The sequence below is a fragment of the Trinickia sp. genome, from assembly GCF_036503415.1.
Lineage (GTDB): Bacteria > Pseudomonadota > Gammaproteobacteria > Burkholderiales > Burkholderiaceae > Trinickia.
Map to the genome: position 1 here is coordinate 23,135 of NZ_DASXWY010000069.1, position 20,943 is coordinate 44,077.

21 protein-coding genes are annotated in these 20,943 nt (G+C 64.5%); 8 read left to right on the forward strand and 13 right to left on the reverse strand.

Going from position 1 to position 20,943, the window contains the following annotated elements:
- Window positions 1-15 precede the first annotated feature (15 nt).
- The 6 genes from lptE to VGL01_RS09720 all read right to left on the reverse strand — a co-directional run bounded on the left by lptE (window position 16) and on the right by VGL01_RS09720 (window position 6,243).
- Window positions 16-567 (reverse strand): LPS assembly lipoprotein LptE, encoded by a 552-nt coding sequence (lptE, locus tag VGL01_RS09695; RefSeq protein WP_331568730.1) that lies wholly within the window; start codon window positions 565-567, stop codon window positions 16-18.
- Window positions 568-648: 81 nt separating this feature from the next.
- Window positions 649-3,243 carry a leucine--tRNA ligase gene (gene leuS, locus VGL01_RS09700; protein WP_331568732.1) on the reverse strand — a complete coding sequence of 865 codons (2,595 nt, stop codon included), beginning with the start codon at window positions 3,241-3,243 and terminating at the stop codon, window positions 649-651.
- A 148-nt stretch (window positions 3,244-3,391) separates the two neighbouring features.
- Entirely contained in the window at window positions 3,392-3,820 is a 429-nt protein-coding gene (locus tag VGL01_RS09705; RefSeq protein WP_331568734.1) for a biopolymer transporter ExbD, read from the reverse strand.
- A 30-nt stretch (window positions 3,821-3,850) separates the two neighbouring features.
- Complete coding sequence (locus VGL01_RS09710; RefSeq protein ID WP_331568736.1) at window positions 3,851-4,561, reverse strand: MotA/TolQ/ExbB proton channel family protein; 711 nt, start codon at window positions 4,559-4,561, stop codon at window positions 3,851-3,853.
- 97 nt (window positions 4,562-4,658) lie between these two features.
- Window positions 4,659-5,456: a 4-hydroxy-tetrahydrodipicolinate reductase gene (dapB, locus tag VGL01_RS09715; protein ID WP_331568738.1), complete on the reverse strand. Its 798-nt coding sequence runs from the start codon at window positions 5,454-5,456 to the stop codon at window positions 4,659-4,661.
- Between the two features lie 34 nt (window positions 5,457-5,490).
- Window positions 5,491-6,243, reverse strand: coding sequence for an outer membrane protein assembly factor BamE (locus VGL01_RS09720; protein WP_331568740.1), 753 nt, complete (start codon window positions 6,241-6,243; stop codon window positions 5,491-5,493).
- A 124-nt stretch (window positions 6,244-6,367) separates the two neighbouring features.
- On the opposite strand from VGL01_RS09720, the gene fur reads away from it, so the two are divergent.
- Window positions 6,368-6,796, forward strand: coding sequence for a ferric iron uptake transcriptional regulator (fur, locus tag VGL01_RS09725; RefSeq protein ID WP_173255305.1), 429 nt, complete (start codon window positions 6,368-6,370; stop codon window positions 6,794-6,796).
- A gap of 128 nt (window positions 6,797-6,924) precedes the next feature.
- On the opposite strand, the gene gap is transcribed toward fur, so the two are convergent.
- The gene (gene gap, locus VGL01_RS09730) at window positions 6,925-7,935 is read right to left on the reverse strand and encodes a type I glyceraldehyde-3-phosphate dehydrogenase (protein ID WP_331568742.1); all 1,011 of its coding nucleotides are present in this window, start codon (window positions 7,933-7,935) and stop codon (window positions 6,925-6,927) included.
- 99 nt (window positions 7,936-8,034) lie between these two features.
- The gene (gene tkt / locus VGL01_RS09735) at window positions 8,035-10,068 is read right to left on the reverse strand and encodes a transketolase (RefSeq protein ID WP_331568744.1); all 2,034 of its coding nucleotides are present in this window, start codon (window positions 10,066-10,068) and stop codon (window positions 8,035-8,037) included.
- Window positions 10,069-10,385: 317 nt separating this feature from the next.
- Between tkt and speE the strand changes: the two genes are divergently transcribed.
- Together speE and VGL01_RS09745 are read left to right on the forward strand one after the other, a co-directional pair.
- A complete protein-coding gene (gene speE / locus VGL01_RS09740) occupies window positions 10,386-11,252 on the forward strand; it encodes a polyamine aminopropyltransferase (protein WP_331568746.1) in 867 nt (288 codons plus the stop codon).
- 72 nt (window positions 11,253-11,324) lie between these two features.
- Window positions 11,325-12,065, forward strand: a complete 741-nt coding sequence (locus tag VGL01_RS09745; protein WP_331568748.1) for a 16S rRNA (uracil(1498)-N(3))-methyltransferase — start codon at window positions 11,325-11,327, stop codon at window positions 12,063-12,065.
- A gap of 9 nt (window positions 12,066-12,074) precedes the next feature.
- Here the strand turns inward: VGL01_RS09745 and VGL01_RS09750 are convergent, their stop codons facing one another.
- Window positions 12,075-12,485 carry a GtrA family protein gene (locus VGL01_RS09750; protein WP_331568750.1) on the reverse strand — a complete coding sequence of 137 codons (411 nt, stop codon included), beginning with the start codon at window positions 12,483-12,485 and terminating at the stop codon, window positions 12,075-12,077.
- Window positions 12,486-12,609: 124 nt separating this feature from the next.
- Complete coding sequence (locus tag VGL01_RS09755) at window positions 12,610-13,809, reverse strand: aminotransferase class V-fold PLP-dependent enzyme (RefSeq protein ID WP_331568752.1); 1,200 nt, start codon at window positions 13,807-13,809, stop codon at window positions 12,610-12,612.
- A gap of 132 nt (window positions 13,810-13,941) precedes the next feature.
- On the opposite strand from VGL01_RS09755, the gene VGL01_RS09760 reads away from it, so the two are divergent.
- Window positions 13,942-14,826, forward strand: a complete 885-nt coding sequence (locus VGL01_RS09760; protein WP_331568754.1) for an IclR family transcriptional regulator — start codon at window positions 13,942-13,944, stop codon at window positions 14,824-14,826.
- 9 nt (window positions 14,827-14,835) lie between these two features.
- Complete coding sequence (locus VGL01_RS09765) at window positions 14,836-15,312, forward strand: RidA family protein (RefSeq protein WP_331568755.1); 477 nt, start codon at window positions 14,836-14,838, stop codon at window positions 15,310-15,312.
- A gap of 48 nt (window positions 15,313-15,360) precedes the next feature.
- Here the strand turns inward: VGL01_RS09765 and VGL01_RS09770 are convergent, their stop codons facing one another.
- The 3 genes from VGL01_RS09770 to VGL01_RS09780 all read right to left on the reverse strand — a co-directional run bounded on the left by VGL01_RS09770 (window position 15,361) and on the right by VGL01_RS09780 (window position 19,067).
- Window positions 15,361-15,918 (reverse strand): barstar family protein, encoded by a 558-nt coding sequence (locus VGL01_RS09770; RefSeq protein WP_331568756.1) that lies wholly within the window; start codon window positions 15,916-15,918, stop codon window positions 15,361-15,363.
- A 16-nt stretch (window positions 15,919-15,934) separates the two neighbouring features.
- A complete protein-coding gene (locus VGL01_RS09775) occupies window positions 15,935-16,396 on the reverse strand; it encodes a ribonuclease (protein WP_331568758.1) in 462 nt (153 codons plus the stop codon).
- 373 nt (window positions 16,397-16,769) lie between these two features.
- Window positions 16,770-19,067, reverse strand: a complete 2,298-nt coding sequence (locus tag VGL01_RS09780; RefSeq protein ID WP_331568760.1) for an NADP-dependent malic enzyme — start codon at window positions 19,065-19,067, stop codon at window positions 16,770-16,772.
- A 195-nt stretch (window positions 19,068-19,262) separates the two neighbouring features.
- Between VGL01_RS09780 and thiL the strand changes: the two genes are divergently transcribed.
- The 3 genes from thiL to VGL01_RS09795 form a co-directional block, all read left to right on the forward strand.
- Window positions 19,263-20,264 carry a thiamine-phosphate kinase gene (gene thiL, locus VGL01_RS09785; protein ID WP_331568766.1) on the forward strand — a complete coding sequence of 334 codons (1,002 nt, stop codon included), beginning with the start codon at window positions 19,263-19,265 and terminating at the stop codon, window positions 20,262-20,264.
- Window positions 20,254-20,796 (forward strand): phosphatidylglycerophosphatase A, encoded by a 543-nt coding sequence (locus tag VGL01_RS09790; RefSeq protein WP_331568762.1) that lies wholly within the window; start codon window positions 20,254-20,256, stop codon window positions 20,794-20,796. Before thiL ends, VGL01_RS09790 begins: the two co-directional genes overlap by 11 nt.
- 22 nt (window positions 20,797-20,818) lie before the next feature.
- Window positions 20,819-20,943, forward strand: a 125-nt coding sequence (locus VGL01_RS09795) for a CinA family protein (RefSeq protein WP_331568768.1), incomplete at its 3' end; no start/stop codon positions are given.

Here is a 20,943-nt window from a genome sequence, read left to right on the forward strand (position 1 = left end):
TTGGCAGCGCAGCCATCAAAGCGGCGGCGGCGGCAGCGGCGCGCGCGGCGCGACGGCCGGCGCCTGCTCGCTCGGCGCCGGATGCAGCGAGCGCACGGCACCGAGACGGCGCGTGAGCTGATCGACGGCATCGTTTTGCATATCCGCGAAAAGCAACTCCGACTCCTGCTGTTTCGCCGTCGTGTACCTAGGGCTGTACGTCATCGCGCGGTTCAGCGCGATGATGCTCGGTGGGATCAGTAGCGCACCATCCGCGCCGACGAGCGAGTAGGTCATCGAGTAGGTCAGCAGATACTCCTCGGCCACGCCCTGCGTATTGAGCGTCAACGTCGATTGCCCGCGGCTTTCCGAGATCGTCAGGATGGCATCCGCATTCGCCGGCGAGTGGACGATGACGGTGTCGCTGCCACCTTGCACCATGCGCGTGAGGCGCGCGGCGACGACAGGCGTCCCGCCCGAGACGGCGAGCCGTTTGAACGCGTAGTTCTGCTGCCCGCGCAGCTGAAAGCCGCACGCGCTCAGCATCGTCGTTGCCGCCAGAAAGGCGAGAAATGATCGGCGAATCACATTGGCTCCAAAAAGGGTCTGTTCGCAGGGGCACCGACGGCGTTCCGGTGCGCCCGAAGCACGAGTTGAACCGTCAGATCGTCAAACGACGACATTCACGAGCCGACCCGGCACCACGACGACCTTCTTCGCCGGCTTGCCTTCGCTGAAGCGTGCAAACATCTCGTGAGCGAGCGCGGCAGCCTCGATGGCTTCGCGCGGCGCGTCTTTGGCGATCGTCAGCGCACCGCGGACCTTGCCGTTGATCTGCAACACCAGTTCGATGTTCGCCTGCTCGAGCGCTTGCTCGTCGACCTTCGGCCACGGCGCATCGAGCAGCGGGCCGAATTCCGCGGTATAGCCGAGTTCGCCCCAAAGCACGTGCGTGATGTGCGGCACGACCGGATAGAGCGCGCGCAGCATCACACCGTAGCATTCGCGCAGCACCGGGGCACGCGCGCCCTTGGCCGCTTCGAGCGCGTTGAGCATCTTCATCGCAGCGGAAACGACGGTGTTGTACTGCAGCCGCTGGTAGTCGAAATCGGCCTGCTTCAGTACGCCATGGATCTCGCGCCGCAGCGCTTTCTCGGGCTCGCCGAGCGTCGCCGCATCGAACGTCTCGCGCGTGGCAAGGCTTTCGCGGTTCGCGTGGCCGAACGACCAGGCTCGACGCAAAAAGCGGCTCGCGCCTTCGACGCCGGAGCCCGACCACTCGAGCTGCTGCTCGGGCGGCGCCGCGAACATCGTGAACAGCCGCGCGGTATCGGCGCCATGCTGATCGATGAGCAATTGCGGATCGACGCCGTTGTTCTTCGATTTCGACATCTTCTCGACGCCGCCGAGACTGACCGGCTGGCCGTCGGTGTTGAGCGTCGCACCGATCGGACGGCCCTTGTCGTCGTGCGACACGGTGACGTCGGCCGGGTTGTACCAGGTCTTCTTGCCTGCGGCATCCTCGCGGTAGAAGGTCTCGTTGAGCACCATGCCCTGGGTGAGCAGATTCTTCGCGGGCTCGCCGAACTTGACCAGGCCCATGTCGCGCATGACCTTCGTCCAGAATCGCGAGTAAAGCAGATGCAGGATCGCATGCTCGATCCCGCCGATGTACTGGTCCATCGGCATCCAGTAATCGGTGCGCGCGTCGACCATCGTGGGCGCATCGGGGCACGGGTAGCGCGAGAAGTACCAGGCGGAATCGACGAACGTATCCATCGTGTCCGTCTCGCGCCGCGCATCGGCGCCGCACTTCGGACACTGGCACGCCAGGAACGCCGCCGACTTGGCGAGCGGATTGCCCGTGCCATCCGGCACGAGGTCCTCGGGCAGCACGACGGGCAGATCGCTTTCCGGCACCGGCACATCGCCGCAAGCCGGGCAATGAATGATGGGAATCGGTGTGCCCCAGTAGCGCTGGCGCGAAATACCCCAATCGCGCAGGCGCCAGGTCACCTGCTTGTCGCCGAGGCCGAGCGCCTTCAAATCCGCCGCGATCGCATCGACAGCCGCTTCATGCGAAAGGCCGTCGTACTTGCCGCTGTCGATGCAGCTCACGCCATCCTTGTCGCCGTACCAATCCTGCCATGCCTCGGTCGAATAGTCGCAACCGGGCTTGGCGATGACCTGCTTGATCGGCAAGGCGTACTTCTTCGCGAACGCGAAATCGCGCTCGTCGTGCGCCGGCACGCCCATCACCGCACCTTCGCCGTATCCCATCAGCACATAGTTGCCGATCCAGACTTCGACGCGCTCATGAGTGAGCGGATGAGTGACGAAAAAGCCCGTGGGCACGCCCTTCTTTTCCATCGTCGCGACATCGGCCTCGGCGATGCCACCGTGTCTGCATTCGTCGATGAAGGTCTGCAACTCGGGCTTGTCCTGGGCCAGCCGCGTGGCAAGCGGATGCTCGGCCGCGATGGCGGCGAACGTCACACCCATGATCGTATCGGCCCGCGTCGTGAATACGCGCAATTGCTTCTTCTCGCCGTCGAGTTCGTACGGGAAAGCGAAGTTCACGCCGAAGCTCTTGCCAATCCAGTTCTGCTGCATGATCTTCACGCGCTCGGGCCAGCCCAGGCCGTCGAGATCGCCGAGCAGTTCGTCGGCGTATTGCGTGATGCGCATGTAGTACATCGGAATCTCGCGCTTTTCCACGAGCGCACCCGAACGCCAGCCACGGCCGTCGATCACCTGCTCGTTGGCGAGCACCGTCTGATCGATGGGATCCCAGTTCACCGTGCCCGTCTTCTTGTAGACGATGCCCTTTTCGAGCATCTTCAGGAACAGCCACTGGTTCCACTTGTAGTACTCGGGTTTGCACGTGGCGACTTCGCGCGACCAATCGATCGCCAGCCCCATCGACTGCATCTGCCTTTTCATGTAGTCGATGTTGTCGTAGGTCCACTTGGCCGGCGGCACACCGTTGGCCATGGCCGCGTTTTCGGCAGGCATGCCGAACGCGTCCCACCCCATCGGCATCAGCACGTTGTAACCGTTCATCCGCAGATAGCGGTACATCACGTCGTTGATCGTGTAGTTGCGCACATGCCCCATGTGCAGCTTGCCCGACGGATACGGCAACATCGAAACGCAATAGAACTTCGGCTTGGCCGGATCTTCCGCGCTGAGATACGCATTGGATGCGCGCCAGTCTGCCTGGGCGGCGGCTTCGATATCGGCGGGTAAATACTTTTCTTGCATGGCGTGGTCAGGGCTTGGCGGTCGTCGCGCTGGCCGGTGCTGTCGCGCCCGCGCAGGCGAAACGCGCGCTCGGGTGGCGGATGCCATTACCGTGCGCGCGGAGAAAGGGTCGATTATACCGTTCGATGCTACGGCCGCCGGTATCGCTTCAGGGATTTGCAGCAGCGGGCGGCTCGGTCACGAAGCCGATGCGCTCGAGCCCGGCCGCCTGTGCCGCCGCCATGACCTCGGCAATGACGTCGTAGCGCGTGGCGCGTGCGGCGCGCAGATGGATATCGGGCGGCTGCGGCGACTTGCCGGCCGCCATCAGCCGGGTGCGCAAGGCTGCGAGCGGGAGAAGCTTGCCATCCCAGTAAAAGTGCCCAGCGTCGTCGATCGAGAGCGTGATCGTCTGCGGGGTCTGCCGTGCCGGCGCCGAGGAGACCTTCGGCAAATCGAGCCGGATCGCGTGCGTGAACAACGGCGCCGTAATGATGAAAATGACGAGCAGAACGAGCATCACATCGATGAGCGGCGTCATGTTGATGTCCGCCATCGGCGCGCTGTCCTGCTTCGAATCGAATCCGCCGAATGCCATGCGCTTCTCCCGGGCTAGCGCCTGTTCAAGCTAGGACTGCAGCTGCGCGTCGCGCAGCCGGCGCGCTTCCTTTTCAGGCGCGCAGACATAGGCTTGCAAATCGCGGGCGAAACCGTCGAGATCCTCGGACACCTGCCGCTGCAAACGGCCCAGGATGTTATAGCCGAGCACGGCCGGGATGGCGACCACGAGCCCGAATGCCGTCATGATGAGCGCCTCGCCGACAGGCCCCGCGACGTTTTCGATCATCGCCTGCCCACTGGCCGCGATGCTGCCGAGCGCGTGATAGATCCCCCACACGGTGCCGAGCAGACCGACGAAGGGCGCAGTGCTGCCGATGGACGCCAGCAGCACATGGCCGAATTCCAGCCGGCGCTGCGATACGAGCAGCGCCTGACGCAGCGCGCGCGTCACGCGCTCGCCGAAGTCGACCCGCGCGAGCAATACCGTCGTGCCCATCGCGCCATGTGCCTGCGAGACTTCGAGTGCCGCTACGGCGAGCGGCGTGAACACGCGCTCTTTGTCGACGGCCCGCAGGGCGAGCACCGCATCGGAGAGTGTCGCGGATTGCCAGAAGAGCGCCACTGACCGCGGCCCCTGGCGCTTGGCGCGCACGAGCATCCAGGCCTTGACGAGCAGGAAGCACCAGCTTGCGACCGACATCGCGAGCAGCAGATAGGCAACGCCGTGTGTCACGGCATCGCCCGTTTGCAGATAGTGCATTACGCCGGTAGTTGCCATCGTGTTTCCTGTCGCGTTTGCCATCGACCGCGCCGACCTCGCCTCGCTCAGGGAGTGCGGGGTTGCCGGCCCCGGCCGCCTCCGCGCACGCAGCCGATTACCGCAAGCCGAGTACGTCGCGCATGTCGTAAAAGCCGGTGCCGCGCTCGGCGAGAAACCGTGCGGCGCGCAGCGCGCCTTGTGCGTACGAGACGCGGCTTGCCGATTTGTGCGTGATCTCGATACGCTCGCCGGTACCGGCGAACAATACCGTATGGTCGCCCACGATGTCGCCGCCGCGAATCGCAGAAAACCCGATCGTCGACGGATCGCGCTCGCCCGTTATGCCGTGACGGCCATAGACGGCGCAATCCTCGAGCTTGCGGCCGAGTGCGCCCGCCACCGCCTCGCCCATCATCAGCGCGGTGCCCGACGGTGCGTCGACCTTGTGCCGATGGTGCGCCTCGATGATTTCGATGTCATAGCCCTCGGCGAAATGGCGCGCCGCGAATTCGAGCAGCTTCAGCGTCACATTGACGCCGACGCTCATGTTGGCCGCGAACACGATGCCGATCTTTTCGCCCGCGCGCGCGAGCGCCTCTTTTTGCGCTTCGTCGAAGCCGGTCGTACCGATCACGAGGTTGGTGCCGTGCCGCAGCGCCGCGTCCAGATGCGCCATCGTGACTTCGGGGCGCGTGAAATCGATCAGACAATCGGCACCGGCCAGCACGCCATCGACATCATCGGACAGCGTGACGCCCGTCTTCTTGCCGAGAAAAGCACCGGCGTCCTCACCGAGCGCCGCCGCGCCCGGACGGCCGAGCGCCCCGGCGAGCACCGCATCCGGATCGTTGAACACCGCTTCGATCAGCATCCGGCCCATCCGGCCCGATGCGCCTGCAATGGCGATTTTCATCGGCACTCAGCTCTCACTCTTATGACGATAGGACTCACTGCGAGTTGGTGGGGCCAACCGGCTCGCTCTCGTTTTGCTTGGCCGGCGGCGGCTCGCGGTGGAATTGGAATTGCGGCGAGGCGCCGGACGGGGCGCCGGTGCCGGGTACGCCCGAGCGCACCGCGGGAGCCGAACTCGTCTGATTGACGGCGCGATTGGCCGCCTGCGCCGCCTGCGCGTTGGCATCGGGTGCGGTTTCCGAAGCTGACTGAGCCGCAGCCGGCGCCGAAGCAGCCGCCGCAGCCGAAGCCGCCGACTCGGAGGCCGCTGCGGCGGAACTCGCGGCGGCGGCCTGGGCCGCCTTGGCTTTCTTGCCGCGCCTGTCGCCGTCGATATCGGCAAGCAACTCGAGTTCCGATGGCAGATCGTCCCCACCTTGCCAGCTCGTGACCGCATCGTCCTTGAAATTGACGACGAAATCGCGCTGCTGCACGACGGCCGTCGAACCGCGCTTGAAGTAGAACAGATAGTCCCAGCGATCCGCATGGAACATGTCGGTCAACAACGGCGTTCCAAGCGCGGCCTTCACTTCGGCACGCGTCATACCGACGTGCATCTTGGCAGCCGCCTCCTTCGAGACGAAGTTGCCTTGCACGACGGTGATCCGATACGGCGTGATGCTTTGGGCGATGCGCTGCGTGAGGCTGTCGTAGGTCGAACATCCAGCGAGGAGCGCAACTGCCGCGGCGATAACGAACGCGCCGCGCGCGCCGCTCCCCCGACACTTCAAAAGAAAATTTGGACTCATTTCACCCACCGAGCGGGCCTCTTTTTGCATGCGCCGAGACCGCGCGAGTTTCACCGAAGATGACCGGAACCGCAAAAACCCATTACTATTGGAGCCCTGCATTGTACTCTAGGGATGCCTTGCCATGACCAATCCGACCGATCTCAAAAATATCGGGCTCAAGGCGACCCTTCCACGCCTGAAGATTCTCGAGATCTTCCAGCGCAGTCCGGTCCGCCATTTGACGGCCGAAGACGTCTACCGCAATTTGCTCAACGAACAACTCGACATCGGGCTCGCCACCGTATATCGCGTACTGACGCAGTTCGAACAGGCAGGCCTGCTCTCGCGCAGCAACTTCGAATCGGGCAAGGCGGTGTTCGAACTGAACGAGGGAACGCACCACGACCATCTGGTCTGTGTCGACTGCGGCCGCGTCGAAGAGTTCTTCGATCCCGAAATCGAAAAGCGCCAGCAAGCGATTGCCGAAGAGCGGGGCTTCAAGCTGCAAGAGCATGCGCTCGCGCTCTACGGCACTTGTACGAAGGAAAACTGCCCTCATCGCAAACACTGAGGCCAGCATCGAGCATCGGTGCTCGCACGCCATAAACGCAAAGAGCCGCCCGTCGATGAGGCGGCTCTTTGCATCTGGGCGATCGGCGAACGGGCGCATCGCCTCGCGGCGAGCACCCGATACCGTCGTCACTTCGCCTTGGCGAGCGCGATAGCCGTATCCAACATGCGGTTCGAGAAGCCCCACTCGTTGTCGTACCAGCTCGACACCTTCACGAGGCGGCCCGCCACCTTCGTCAACGTCGAATCGAACGTCGACGAAGCCGGGTTGTGGTTGAAGTCGACCGAGACCAGCGGCGCATCGTTGTAGCCGAGAATGCCCTTCAGCTCGCCCGCGGCCGCATCCTTCATGATCGCGTTGATCTCTTCGACCGTCGTGTCGCGCTTGGCGATGAACGACAGGTCGACGATCGAGACGTTGATCGTCGGCACGCGGATGGCATAGCCGTCGAGCTTGCCGGCCAGCTCAGGCAACACGAGGCCGATGGCCGCCGCGGCGCCGGTCTTCGTCGGAATCTGGCTGTGCGTGGCCGAGCGCGCGCGGCGCAGGTCTTCGTGATAGACGTCGGTCAGCACCTGGTCGTTCGTATAGGCGTGGATCGTCGTCATCAGACCCGTTTCGAGGCCGATCTTGTCGTTGAGCGGCTTGACGAGCGGCGCGAGACAGTTCGTCGTGCACGATGCGTTCGACACGACCGTGTGTTCGGCCTTCAACGTGTTGTGGTTCACGCCATAGACGATCGTCGCGTCCACGTCCTTGCCGCCCGGCGCCGAAATCAGCACCTTCTTGGCGCCGCCTTGCAGATGCGCACTGGCCTTCGCCTTCGACGTGAAAAAGCCCGTGCACTCCATCACCACGTCGACACCGAGTTCGCCCCAAGGCAACTCGGCCGGGTTGCGGTTCGCCAGTACGCGAATCTTGTCGCCGTCGACGATGAGGTAATCGCCGTCCACTGCCACTTCTGAATTGAACCGCCCATGCGCCGTGTCGTACTTCGTGAGATGCGCGTTCGTCTTTGCATCACCGAGGTCGTTGATGGCGACGATTTCGAGATCGTGCTTCTTGCCATTCTCGTAGAACGCGCGCAGCGTATTGCGGCCGATCCGGCCATAACCGTTGATTGCAACGCGAATCGTCATGCTGTTTCTCCTGAACTTGGGCTGAAAAAAGTCCTGTGTTTTCCAACAGTCCGGCGGCGCGGCTGGGCGAGACCCCGCGGTCGGACCCCTCTCGTCCTCTTATTGGTCGAGCGCCGTCTTCGCAGCCGCGACGACGTGCTCCACCGTGAAGCCGAAGTGCTTGAACAGCACGCCGGCGGGGGCCGATTCACCATACGTGTCGATACCGACCACGCTTCCCTCGAGCCCGACGTACTTTCGCCAGTAGTCGGTCACGCCTGCCTCGATTGCCACGCGGCGCACGCCCTTCGGCAGCACGCGCTCGCGATATTCGGCGTCCTGACGGTCGTACACCGTCGGCGCGGGCATGGAGACCACGCGCGCGGCGATGCCTTCGCGCGCAAGCGGCTCCACTGCCTTCAGGGCGAGTTCCACTTCGGAACCCGTCGCGATGAGAATGATCTTGCGCGCGACGATTTCATCGTCCCAGTCGCGCAGCACGTAGCCGCCCGATGCGATGTTCGCGATCTGGGCCTCGGTACGCTCCGAGAACGGCAGATTCTGCCGGCTGAACACCAGGCACGACGGACTCTGACGCTCGATGGCCCGCGTCCAGGCCACGGCCGTCTCGACCGTGTCGGCCGGGCGCCAGACGTCCAGATTCGGAATCAGGCGCAAGCTCGCCAGGTGTTCGATCGACTGATGCGTCGGACCGTCTTCGCCGAGGCCGATCGAATCGTGCGTGAAGACGAAGATCGACGGCGCCTTCATCAGTGCGGCGACGCGCAGCGCATTGCGGCTGTAGTCCGAGAACGTCAGGAACGTGCCGCCGAACGCCTTGTAGCCGCCGTGCAGCGCGATGCCGTTGATGATGGCGCTCATGCCGAATTCGCGCACACCGTAGTTGATATGGTTGCCCCACACGATGCCGCTTTCGCCCTCGCCGGCCGCGCGCACGGGCTTGCTGGCCTTCCAGTTCGTGAGGTTCGAGCCGGTCAGGTCGGCCGAGCCGCCGAGCAGTTCCGGCAACGCCGCCGCGAGTCCGTCCAGCGCAAGCTGCGACGCCTTGCGCGTGGCGACCGTCTCGGCCCGCTCGTTCGCGCCCGCGATGATCGCCTGCGCCTTCGCGGCCCAGTCGGCGGGCAGCTTGCCTGCCGCGCGGCGCTCGAATTCGGCCGCCTCGGCCGGGTACTTGGCCCGATACTGCGCGAGCGCGCCGTTCCAGTCCGATTCGTTGCGCGCGCCCAGCTCCTTCGCATCCCACGCCGCATAGACCTCTTGCGGAATGACGAACGGCTCCCATGTCCAGCCAAGCGCCGCACGCGTGGCGGCGACTTCCTGTGCGCCGAGCGCCGCACCGTGGACGTCGTGGCCGCCGGCCTTGTTCGGCGAACCCTTGCCGATCACGGTCTTGCAGCAGATCAGCGTGGGCTTGTCCGCACGCTTTGCCGCCGCGATGGCCGCATCCACTGCATCGACGTCATGACCGTCGACGTGGGGAATCACGTTCCAGCCGTACGCTTCGAAGCGCTTCGGCGTGTCGTCGTGGAACCAGTGTTCGACGTGGCCGTCGATCGAGATGCCGTTGTCGTCGTACAGCGCAATCAGCTTGTTGAGCTTGAGCGTGCCCGCGAGCGAACAGGCTTCGTGCGAGATGCCCTCCATCAGACAGCCGTCGCCGAGGAAAACGTAGGTGTGGTGGTCGACGATCTTGGCATCGGCCTTGTTGAACTCGGCAGCCAACAGCGCCTCCGCAAGCGCCATGCCGACGGCGTTCGCAAGCCCCTGGCCGAGCGGCCCGGTCGTCGTTTCGACACCGGGCGTGATGCCGTATTCGGGGTGACCGGGCGTCTTCGAATGAAGCTGGCGGAAATTCTTCAGTTCGGCGAGCGGCAGGTCGTAGCCGGTCAAATGCAAGAGCGCGTAAAGCAGCATCGAGCCGTGCCCGTTGGAGAGCACGAAGCGGTCGCGATTGGCCCAGTGCGGATTGACCGGATTGTGCTTCAGGTGGCGCGACCAGAGCGCCACGGCAATGTCCGCCATGCCCATCGGCATGCCGGGATGGCCCGAGTTCGCTTGTTGCACGGCGTCCATCGCGAGCGCGCGGATTGCGTTCGCCATCAGGGCGGTGGGGGCGGGAGACAAGGTCGTCATGTCGAGTCCGGAGAACGAGTCGAGAAAGCGGGGCCGTGCTGAAGGCCGTTGCTCGCTGCCCAAGGCGCCGCCCGGGCACGAATGAATCGAGCACGGCGGGGACAGATCGAAAGAGCAAACGGACGGGGCTGCAAAGCATGCCATTCTAACAGATGCCCCCTTTTGCCGGCCTGCCTCGCGGGCGATCGGCGTCCCGCCCGCTGGCCGCGCACAGGTACCGCGTCGGCGTTCGGGCACCTATAATCGAGCGGTCGACGACTCATTGCACGCGCCGCCCGCCGCGCCTTCCCGTGACCGCCCGCACCCCTGTCCCGCTCATGTTTCGACCGACCGCGCATGCCGTCTATGGTTTCCCACATGCGCGGCGGCTCGCAAGCGTCACTTCGCCGCACCAGCGCATCGAGGTCTGGGACACGCCGCAACTGGGCGTGCTGTTCACGCTGGACGGCCGGCCGATGACCTCCGCCGGCGACGAGTTCGTCTATCACGAGTGCATGGTGCACCCGGCGGCGCTCGCGCATCCGGAACCCAGAAAAGCGCTCGTGCTCGGAGGCGGCGACGGCGGAGCCGCGCGGCAGTTGCTGATGCACCCGAGCATCGAACGCATCGTCGTGGCCGAGCTCGACGCAGCCGTCGTCGAAATGGCGCGGCGCCACCTGAGCGATGTGCATCGCGGCGCCCTCGACGATTCCCGTGTCGAACTCGTGATCGGTGATGCGGCGCAGTTCGTCGCGCGCACGAGAGAGCAATTCGATGTGGTCGTATTCGACTTGACGCCACCCGATTCGCCGGCCGCCGCGCTTTACACCAGCGAGTTCTACGCGCGCCTGAAAAAGGCGCTGGCGCCCCGCTCGGCCCTTTCGATGCATCTCGGCTCGCCCCACTTTCACGCCGGGCGCGTCGCCGCGCTCATCGCGGGTTTGCGCGAACACTTCGCCATCGTCGACACCATGTCGGCATTCGTGCCGCTCTACGGCTCGCAGTGGCTGATGGCTGTGGCCAGCGACACGCTCGACGCCGCAGCGCTGTTCAAGCACGAGATCGAGGCCCGGCTCGCCGCGCGCCGCATCGAGGGTCTCCAATACTATGGCGCGGCCTTGCATCGCCCGCTCTTCGCATTGCCTGCCGCGCTTGAGGCTAAACTCGCTGCTTCGCGCAAAGCGCGTCCCGAGTTGCCGGGTTGAGGCCGCCTCAGGCGACGCACCGCGGCGCCCGGGCATCCGCTGCGCAGTCTTTCTTGAACGATGCCACCCGCCATGCCCCGTTTCTTTGTCGACATGCCGTTGCAGACCGGCGCGCTACTTGCGCTGCCCGAGGAGGTCGCCCGTCATATCCAGGTGCTGCGCTTGCAGCCCGGCGATGCGCTCACGTTATTCAACGGCCAAGGCGGCCAGTACGATGCGCGGCTCGCCGAGCTGGGCAAGCGCTCGGCCACCGTGGAGCTCGGCGCATTTGTCGCCGTCGAAGCGGAACCGCCCTACCGGATCACGCTTGCGCAAGGCATCGCCGGCGGCGACAAAATGGACTGGCTCATCGAAAAGGCAATCGAGCTCGGCGCATCGCATATCGTGCCGATCGGAACGGCGCGCGCCGTCGTGCGCCTCGCGGGCGAGCGCGCCGCCCGTCGCCAGGCGCATTGGCAGGCGCTCATTGCGGCCGCGTGCGAGCAATGCGGCCGCAATCGCGTGCCGCAAGTCGAGCCGCCGCGCGAACTGTTGGCTTGGCTCGAGGCGCTGCCGGCCGCACCCGGCGACGGTGAGCTGCGGTTGATGCTCTCGCCGCGCGGGGCACAGCCTTTCGACACGTTGCCCACGAGGGCACCCTGCGCGGCCGTGACCGTGCTGATCGGCCCGGAGGGAGGCCTCGCGCCGGAGGAGGAAGTCGCCGCGGCGACACGTGGATTCACGCCGATTGCGCTGGGGCCGCGCGTGCTGCGCACGGAAACGGCCGGCATTGCAGTCCTGGCCGCGCTCGCCGCGCGGTGGGGCGGTTGGTAGACCGCGAAGTCAGGGGTGCGGTTGCTGCTGTTCCCGTCGATGTCGAAACACCCACCAGCGGGCCGACACGAAGTTGACGAACAAGCCGGCAATGGAACCGGCGGCGACCCCGATAAACGGAAGAAACGCGGTTCGCGGCTGCGTGAGCACCACCACGCTGTACGCGGCATAGTTGACGCAGCCGCCCACGGACATCGCCGAAAGGTACCGCCACCACTCATGCCATACCGAGCCGCCGCTTCGCTCCGAAAACGTGAAACGCCGGTTGACCTGCCATGTCGTCCAGACAGCCGCCAAAAACGAGACCGTGCGCCCCGCGAAATACCCGAGACCGAGGCGAAGCGCGATCCATAGGACGCCCGCGTCAACGATGAAGCCGAGGACGCCCGCTATGGCGAACCGGAAAATCTGCCTGAACACCGCCGCGCCGCTCCGTTAAAGTCGAAGCGACCGATTATACGGGCCGCGCGGGGCGATCGAGGCCGGCCGCTCTAAGCGGCGCACGCGGCGGCCGCGAGGTTGCGCCGCGGCCCGCTCGGACCGCCTAATCTGGCCAGTTGAGCCTACTCGCCGTGCGACGCGCATCGCGCTGCGTGAATGGCGTGATACGCGGTACGCTCGCGTCGCGGGCACGCTCGAGCTCGGCAACGAGACGTGCCTTGACGATCCCCTCTTCGCCAGGATGCAGATTGCAGGGATCGAGAAAGAAGAAGTGCTGCTCGGCTTCGTGATCGCGTGCGATGACGGGCGGCTCGTCGCCCTGCGGTTTCGCGAGCGCGTCGACGAGGTCCCAGGCCGTGATCCGCGCGATTCTCGGATCGACGTGAATCTTGAGCCGGTCGAGTGGATTGCCGGTCGGGTCCGGGTCGATTTCGGCGCGGATACCGGCAAAGCCGGCGAGCGCATCGCGCCATAGCGTGAGGTAGGCACGTTCTCGCGCCCGCACGGCATCGTGGTCGCGCCGCGCCCATGCTTGCAATGCCGCCATGGCGCCGACGATCCCCTCCTTGCCCACCTTGAAGCCTCGACCGATGCCGCCGTTTTGAAAGTAGGCCGCGCGCACGAGTGCCTTTTTGCCGGCCACGATGCCTGCTGTCGCGCCGCCCAGGAACTTGTGCGCCGAATAAAGCACGACATCGGCGCCGCGCGCGAGAAAACTCGTCAGATCGTATTCGGAGGCCGCATCGACGATGACGGGTACGCCCTTCGCGCGAGCCACCGCGACGAATTCCTCGAAGGGGATCATCCCGTATTGCTGCGTGTGATGCGAAACGACGAAAAGCGCGGCGGTCGTGCGCTCGCCGATGGCGCCGTCGAGCTGATAGTCGTGCGCTTCGGTGGCGGCACCGACAGAGACCAGTTTCGCGCCGGCGAGCCGGATCGCCTGATCGATCGGCGCCCCGTAGTTGACGAGATGCCCCGTCTGCACGACGACTTCGTTTCGCAAGCCCGTGGTGTCCGGCAGCCGCTCGATCAAGGCGAGGTTATCGCCCGTCATCGTCGCGGCGATCGTCAGCGTGATGGCAGCCGAACAGGAGGCCGTGACGTAGCCGGCTTCGCTGCCGCAAGCCGCCGCGATGACGGCGGATGCGCGGCGCTGCAGATCGTCGATTTCGACGAACTCCGGCAGCACCTCGGCGATGGCTTCGATGACGGGGACAACCACGATCGAAGCGCCAAGGCCGGTCATCGTGCCCGATACGTTGATGACGGGGCGCAGCCCGTGACGGCGACGGAAATCCATCTGTGGCCTCCTTGCCAATTCCATAATTACGGAATAGCATCTTTGACTGTGGATCAGTCTAGGCGTATCGTCGGATACCGTCAATCAGTCACAAACCCTCCCCCGAGTTGTCTCTTGAACAGGATGTGAGCCATGGCAAGCAGTCGGAACCCGGAAGCACTCGGTGCCGAGGACAATGAGCGCTTGCCAGCCGGGCAACCGGCACGTCGCGAAGGTCAAGTGCAAGCCGCTCGTTCGCGCACCGGTGCGATCGAGCGCGTGCTGCAGATCCTCGATGGCCTGCAGCAGATGGGCCGACCGATGACCGCATACGAGATCGCGCAGACGGTCGGCGCGCCCCCGTCTACCATCTATGCGGTCATCAACGATCTCGTCGACAAAAACCTGCTGACGCGCGCGACGGGGGGAGCGATCTGGCTCGGCCCGCGCCTTTACGGCTATGGGCTCACATACGCGGGCTCGCTCGACTACCTCGCGGTCGCGGCCGAGGAAATGGAGCGCTTGTCGCAGACCGTGGGCGAAACGGTGCAGGTGTGCGGCCGCGAAGAAGGCATGATGGTTGTGCTGCAGATGGTCGAAGGCCCGGGGCATTTTCGCGTGACATCGCGTGTGGGCTCGCGCATGCCGATCAACTGGACCGCCTCGGGGCGGCTGCTCGTGGGCCATCTGCCCGACGGCGAACGTGAGGCGTTTTTCGCGCGTCATAGCAAGCCTTCGCCGACGGGTCTCGCGCAGATCGATCCGAGCACGCTCGCGCGGCGCTCGCGCGAGGCCTTCGAGTCCCGGTTCGCGCTGCAAATCGGCGAATCGGACGCAACGGTAGCGTGCCTCGCCGCGCCGGTTTGCAATACGAGCGGAGAGTGTGTGCTCACGATCTCGATCGTCATGACGCAAAGCAAAGTCGCCGAAGGCGTCGAACGTTATCGCGCGAGCGTTCAGTCGGCCGCCCGACGCATCGAAGAACGACTCGGCTGGCAACACGTCGCCGGCCAGCCGCTCATCCCGATTTCTTCCTGAGAAACGTCGATGTCAAAGATTCCACACGACTGCTATGCGCAACTGCGCAAACTAGGCCTGGTGCTGCAACCGGTGCCGAAAGCGATCGGCAACTTCCAGCACAGTGCGCGCGAAGGCAATCTCGTGTTCCTCTCGGGGCAGGGACCGCTCGGCGACGACGGCCGGCTGCTGACAGGCAAGGTCGGCGCCACGGTGACGGCCGAAGAGGCCTACGATCACGCCCGGCGCGTCGGGCTGAACCTGCTGTCGGTCATGGAGAGCGAGCTCGGGGACCTCGGGCGCGTGAAGCGCATCGTCAAGCTCTTGGGGATGGTGAACGCCACCCCGGAATTCGCGGAGCACTCGCGCGTCGTCAACGGGTGTTCCGATCTTTTCATCGAGGTGTTCGGGGAAGCCGGACGGCATGCGCGCTCGGCCATCGGCGTGGGGTCGCTGCCCGGCAACATCACGGTCGAGATCGAAGCCGTGATCGCGGTGCACGAGTAAGGCGAGCGCCGCCCGAAGCGGCAAGCGCTCGAGGCGGCGCTTAAGTTCTTACGCGAACGAGTAGAACACGCGGAACGCGACCTTGCGCTCGGCCCAGAATTCGGCCGCTTCGCGGAACACGTCGAGCAGCGTCTCGCGACCTTCCTTGTCGAACTTTTGCGCAATGGGCAGTGCCTCGAGCACGATCACGAAGCCTGGCTGGGGACCGGCCTTGTGAACGAGATCGGTGAGACAGTCGTAAAGCGCGTCGTAGTTCTTGCCGAAATGCTTCGGAAAGAAAAAGGACGTGGAAATCGTCTCGAGCACTTCTTGCTTCGAGTTCGCGTTGCCGCAATAGGCATAGAGGAAATGCTCGCCGAGCCGGTTCGCTTCGTCGGCGAGATCCTGCACGCGAAACGCGCGGATCGATTGGACGATATTCGGCCGCACCGTCGAGAACAGGCTCATAGGCTCCTCGCTCGATGAAGGCCCGGGCTGCGGATCGTTGTTGCACGGACCGTTTTCGCCCGTGCGCATCTGCATGACGCGCTGAAAAAGGTTGCCGTCGCGGGCCGCGAAAAGATCCGTCGCGACCGTGCCGTCGTACGCGTAGATGTTGTCGCTCATGCCGTTCATCCCGATATCATTCAATGATGCGTTTAAAACTGGTGTAGTGGTCGTCCGAATAAAAGCAGTTGTCGATCTGCCTCGGCGGACCCCCGCAGACTATGCGGCGAGCGCCTCGATTCCTTGCCCCCGGTGTCCGAACCGTGTACTCGTGGTAATAGCCGCGCGGCCGCCGCGGCAGCAACCGTTCGAAGTTGCCGAAGACAATGCCATCCTTGGAGAACCGATAAGGCCCACCCGCTGAAATCGACTTCAATGTGTCGCGCGCCTGGCGCGGCAACTCCGGCGACGCGACCGTCGGGCCTGTCCAATCGACTGCAGCGGGCGCCGCGGCGACCGATTCGCGCGCGAGTGCCGCGCCGCCGGGCGGCAGGACCGATCCCAGACTGAGCGCGAGCGCAATAGCCGCGACGAAACCCGCGTGACTGCTACGCGCGCGCGAGTGCTTCCCACTGGCGGCGCCCGGTTGTGCGCTCATCGGCCGGCTGACCCCGTTTTCGACAGGACGGATAAACCACGAAAAACGCAAGGTTATCCCTAACAGCCCGCGGAAGCAATCTTTGTTAGGAAAATGAAGGATTTACGTGAAAGGGTCGGATGAGTTCCCGCGAAATTTCCCAGCTTTCGCGCGAAATTTTATCCTAAACAGGCGATTTTTTATCCTGTTTACGATAAGCTAACAAATGACGGTTCCGACGGCCCCGGGTCTTTGCCTCCCCGCGGGTCGAGCGGTACGGAGCCGTCGTTTCACGCTTTAAGGGCAGTTTCTCTCTCTCTTTCGCCCTCGGCGTGCCCATTGCGGGCACGCCGTTTTTTTTGCCTGCTTCGTTGTAGCAGCCTGCTCGTCCTGCTTATCGCACCGCGTTTGCGTCCGCCACGAGCAATGCCGTCATGTTGACGATGCGGCGCACCGTCGCGGACGCGGTCAACACATGGACGGGCTTGGCCGCACCGAGCAGGATAGGACCGATCGCGATGTTATTGCCCGCCGCCGTCTTGAGCAGGTTGTAGGAAATGTTGGCCGCGTCGATGTTCGGCAGCACGAGCAGGTTCGCATCGCCTTCGAGCGTCGATTCGGGCAGCACTTCCTTGCGCAGATTCGCATCGAGCGCCACATCGCCGTGCATCTCGCCGTCCACTTGCAGCTCCGGCGCGCGCTCCTTGAGCAGCGCAAGCGTGTCGCGCATCTTTTGCGCCGACGGCGCGTGGCTCGTGCCGAAGTTCGAATGCGAGACGAGCGCCACCTTCGGCTCGATACCGAAGCGCCGTACTTCCTCGGCCGCCATGATGGTGATTTCGGCGAGCTGTTCGGGTGTCGGGTCCACGTTCACATGCGTGTCGACGAGGAAGATCTGCCGACCCGGCAGCACGAGTGCATTCATTGCCGCATAGACACTGCAGCCGGCGCGCTTGCCGATCACCTGGTCGATGAAGTGCAGGTGCCGGTGCGTCGTGCTGATCGTCCCGCAGATCATGCCGTCCGCTTCGCCCTTGGCGAGCAGCATCGAGCCGATCAGCGTGGTGCGGCGGCGCATCTCGAGCTTCGCCATCTGGTGGCTGATGCCCTTGCGCGCCATCACTTGCGCGTAGGTCTGCCAGAACTCGCGGTAACGTTCGTCGTGCTCCGTATTAACCACCGTGTAGTCCACGCCCGCGGTCAAACGCAGGCCGTAGCGTTCGATACGGCTTTCGATGACGGACGGCCGGCCGATCAATATCGGCTTGGCCAGCTTTTCGTCGACGGCGATCTGCACCGCGCGCAGTACGCGCTCCTCTTCCCCTTCGGCGAACACGACACGCTTTTTCCCGTCCGCCACGCTACGCGCCTGTTGGAAGATCGGCTTCATCGTCGTACCGCTGTGGTAGACGAACTGCTGCAGATGCTGCTTGTACGCCTCCATATCCTCGATCGGGCGCGTCGCCACGCCGGAATCCATCGCGGCCTGGGCCACCGCGGGCGCGATCTTGACGATGAGGCGCGGGTCGAACGGCTTCGGAATCAGATACTCGGGGCCGAACGAAAGATCCTGAATGCCGTAGGCCGTCGCGACGATGTCGCTTTGCTCCTGGCGGGCCAGCTCGGCAATCGCGTTGACGGCGGCAATCTCCATCTCGCGCGTGACCGTCGTCGCCCCTGCATCGAGCGCTCCCCGGAAAATGAACGGAAAGCAGAGGACGTTGTTGACCTGGTTCGGATAGTCGGTGCGGCCGGTGGCGAGCACCGCGTCGGGCCGCACTTCGAGCGCGACTTCGGGCAGGATTTCGGGCGTCGGGTTCGCGAGCGCGAGGATCAGCGGCTTTGCGGCCATGGTCTTGGCCATCTCGGGCTTGAGCACACCGCCGGCCGACAGTCCCAGGAAGATATCGGCACCTTCGATGACTTCCGCGAGCGTGCGCGCACTCGTTTCACGCGCAAAGCGCTCCTTGTCCGGATCCATGAGTTCGGTGCGGCCCTTGTAGACCACGCCGGCCAGATCGGTCACGAAGATGTTCTCGAGCGACATGCCGAGATCGACGAGCAGATCGAGGCAGGCGAGCGAAGCTGCGCCGGCACCGGAGGCGACGAGCTTCACCTTGCCGATCTCCTTGCCGACGACCTTCAGACCGTTGGTCACGGCCGCCGCCACGACGATCGCCGTGCCATGCTGGTCGTCGTGAAAGACCGGGATTTTCATGCGCTTGCGACACTCGCGCTCGACGATGAAGCAATCCGGCGCCTTGATATCCTCGAGGTTGATGCCGCCGAACGTCGGCTCGAGCGCCGCGACGACATCGACGAGCTTGTGCGGATCGGTCTCGTTGATTTCGATGTCGAATACGTCGATGCCGGCGAACTTCTTGAAGAGGACCGCCTTGCCTTCCATGACGGGCTTCGACGCGAGCGGACCGATGTTGCCGAGTCCGAGCACCGCCGTGCCGTTCGTGACCACGCCGACGAGATTGCTGCGCGCTGTGAAGCGCGCCGCGTTGAGCGGGTTTTCGACGATTTCCTCGCAGGCAAAGGCCACGCCAGGCGAATACGCCAGCGCCAGATCGCGCTGGTTGATCATCTGCTTGGTGGGGGCGATGGCGATTTTGCCGGGGGACGGGAATTCGTGATAATCGAGCGCGGCTTCGCGCAACTTCGTCTTGGTGGGGCTGGTCGACATGAGGGAAAAGTCCAGGCTACAGTGCTGATTTGGAATCGGAATTCGACGCATTGTAGCGCCAATCCGAGGCCATTCCCCGAACCGGCGGGGGGCGCAATGACCGCCCGAACCCGGCTCGACGCCGCTCGTTGCGGACGCGTTTGAGTGACGACGCCGCATTTTATCGACCACTTCGCTGCCGATCGTACCGATTCCATGCCGCTTTCCGAGTTTTCCCTGATCGAACGATTTTTCGCCAGCCGCGCACGCCGCAGCGCGGCTACCGCGGCGCTCGGCATCGGCGACGATTGCGCGCTGATTGCCCCGCGCGCCGATCAACTGCTGGCCATCTCGACCGACATGCTCGTCGAGGGCCGGCATTTCCTGCCCGATGTCGATCCGCGCGCGCTGGGCCACAAGGCGCTCGCCGTGAATCTGTCGGATCTTGCGGCGATGGGCGCAAAGCCGCGGGCCTTCACGCTCGCGCTCGCACTCGAAACAGCTGACGAAACGTGGCTCGCGGCCCTCGCCGACGGCATGTTCGCGCTGGCCGAGCGCTTCGGCTGCGAGCTCATCGGCGGGGACACGACGCGCGGGCCCTTGAACCTTTGCATCACCGTGTTCGGCGATGTGCCGCGCGAACGTGCGCTGCGTCGCGACGGCGCGCGGCCCGGTGACGACATCTGGGTCTCCGGCACGCTCGGCGATGCGCGTGCGGGGTTGGGCCTCATGCGTGGCGAATGGGCCGCGAGCCTATACGATGCGGACGAAGCGGCCCGGCTGCGCCATGCGCTCGAGCGCCCCGAACCGCGCATCGAATTGGGGCTCGCGCTGGGAGGAGTCGCGCACGCGGCGCTCGATGTATCGGACGGGCTCGCCGGCGATCTCCTGCATATTCTCGAACGCTCGGGCGTGAAAGCGCAGGTCGACGTCGAGGCGCTGCCCCGCTCCCCTGCGCTGCGCAAGCTCGCTGGCGCGGACCAGTTGCGGTGCGCGATCGCGGGCGGCGACGATTACGAGCTCTGCTTCACGGCTGCCCCCGAAAATCGCGACGTCGTCATCGCGGCGGGCGCGCGTGCAGGCGTGGCAGTCTCGCGCATCGGTACAATAACGACCTTACTCGCTCCTTCGGAGGCACCGGCAATTGTATGGGTCGACGCGTCGCATGCGCCGCTCGATCTGAAGTTGCAGGGTTTCGATCATTTCAATGCAGCGTGATCCCATGATTGGCGACGGCATCGCACACCGCCCTCCTTCCGATTCGCGCCCGCGGCGCGCGACAGTGCGGTTCATGTTGTCGCATCCGCTTCACGTGATTTCGCTCGGCTTTGGTAGCGGCTTGTCACCGCTCATGCCCGGCACGTTCGGCACCTTGTTCGCCTGGCTCTCGTTCGCGGCGCTGGCGGGCCGGCTGACTGCCGCTGAGTGGGGCGCGCTGATCGCCGTCGGCTTCGTCGCCGGCGTCGGCATCACCGGCTTCACCGCTAAAAGGCTCGGCATCGACGATCCTTCTCCCGTCGTTTGGGATGAGATCGTCGCCTTTTGGCTCGTGCTGCTCTTCGTGACGCCCGAGACGTTCATGGGGCAACTCGGCGCATTCGTCATCTTTCGTTTCTTCGACATGGTGAAACCGCCGCCGATTCGTTACTTCGATCAGCACTTCTCGGGCGGCTTCGGCATCATGATCGACGATCTGGTCGCAGCGTTTCTGACGCTGCTCGTCATCGCCCTTTGGCGTATGACGATCTGAACCGTTGAGCGGGAAGACAACCATGGCCACCGATTCCGTTGTGCACCAACTCGCCGTCCGTGTCGGCAACAAGCTACGGGAGACGCGGCTCATGTTGACGACCGCGGAGTCCTGCACGGGCGGCATGGTTGCCGCGGCGATCACCGA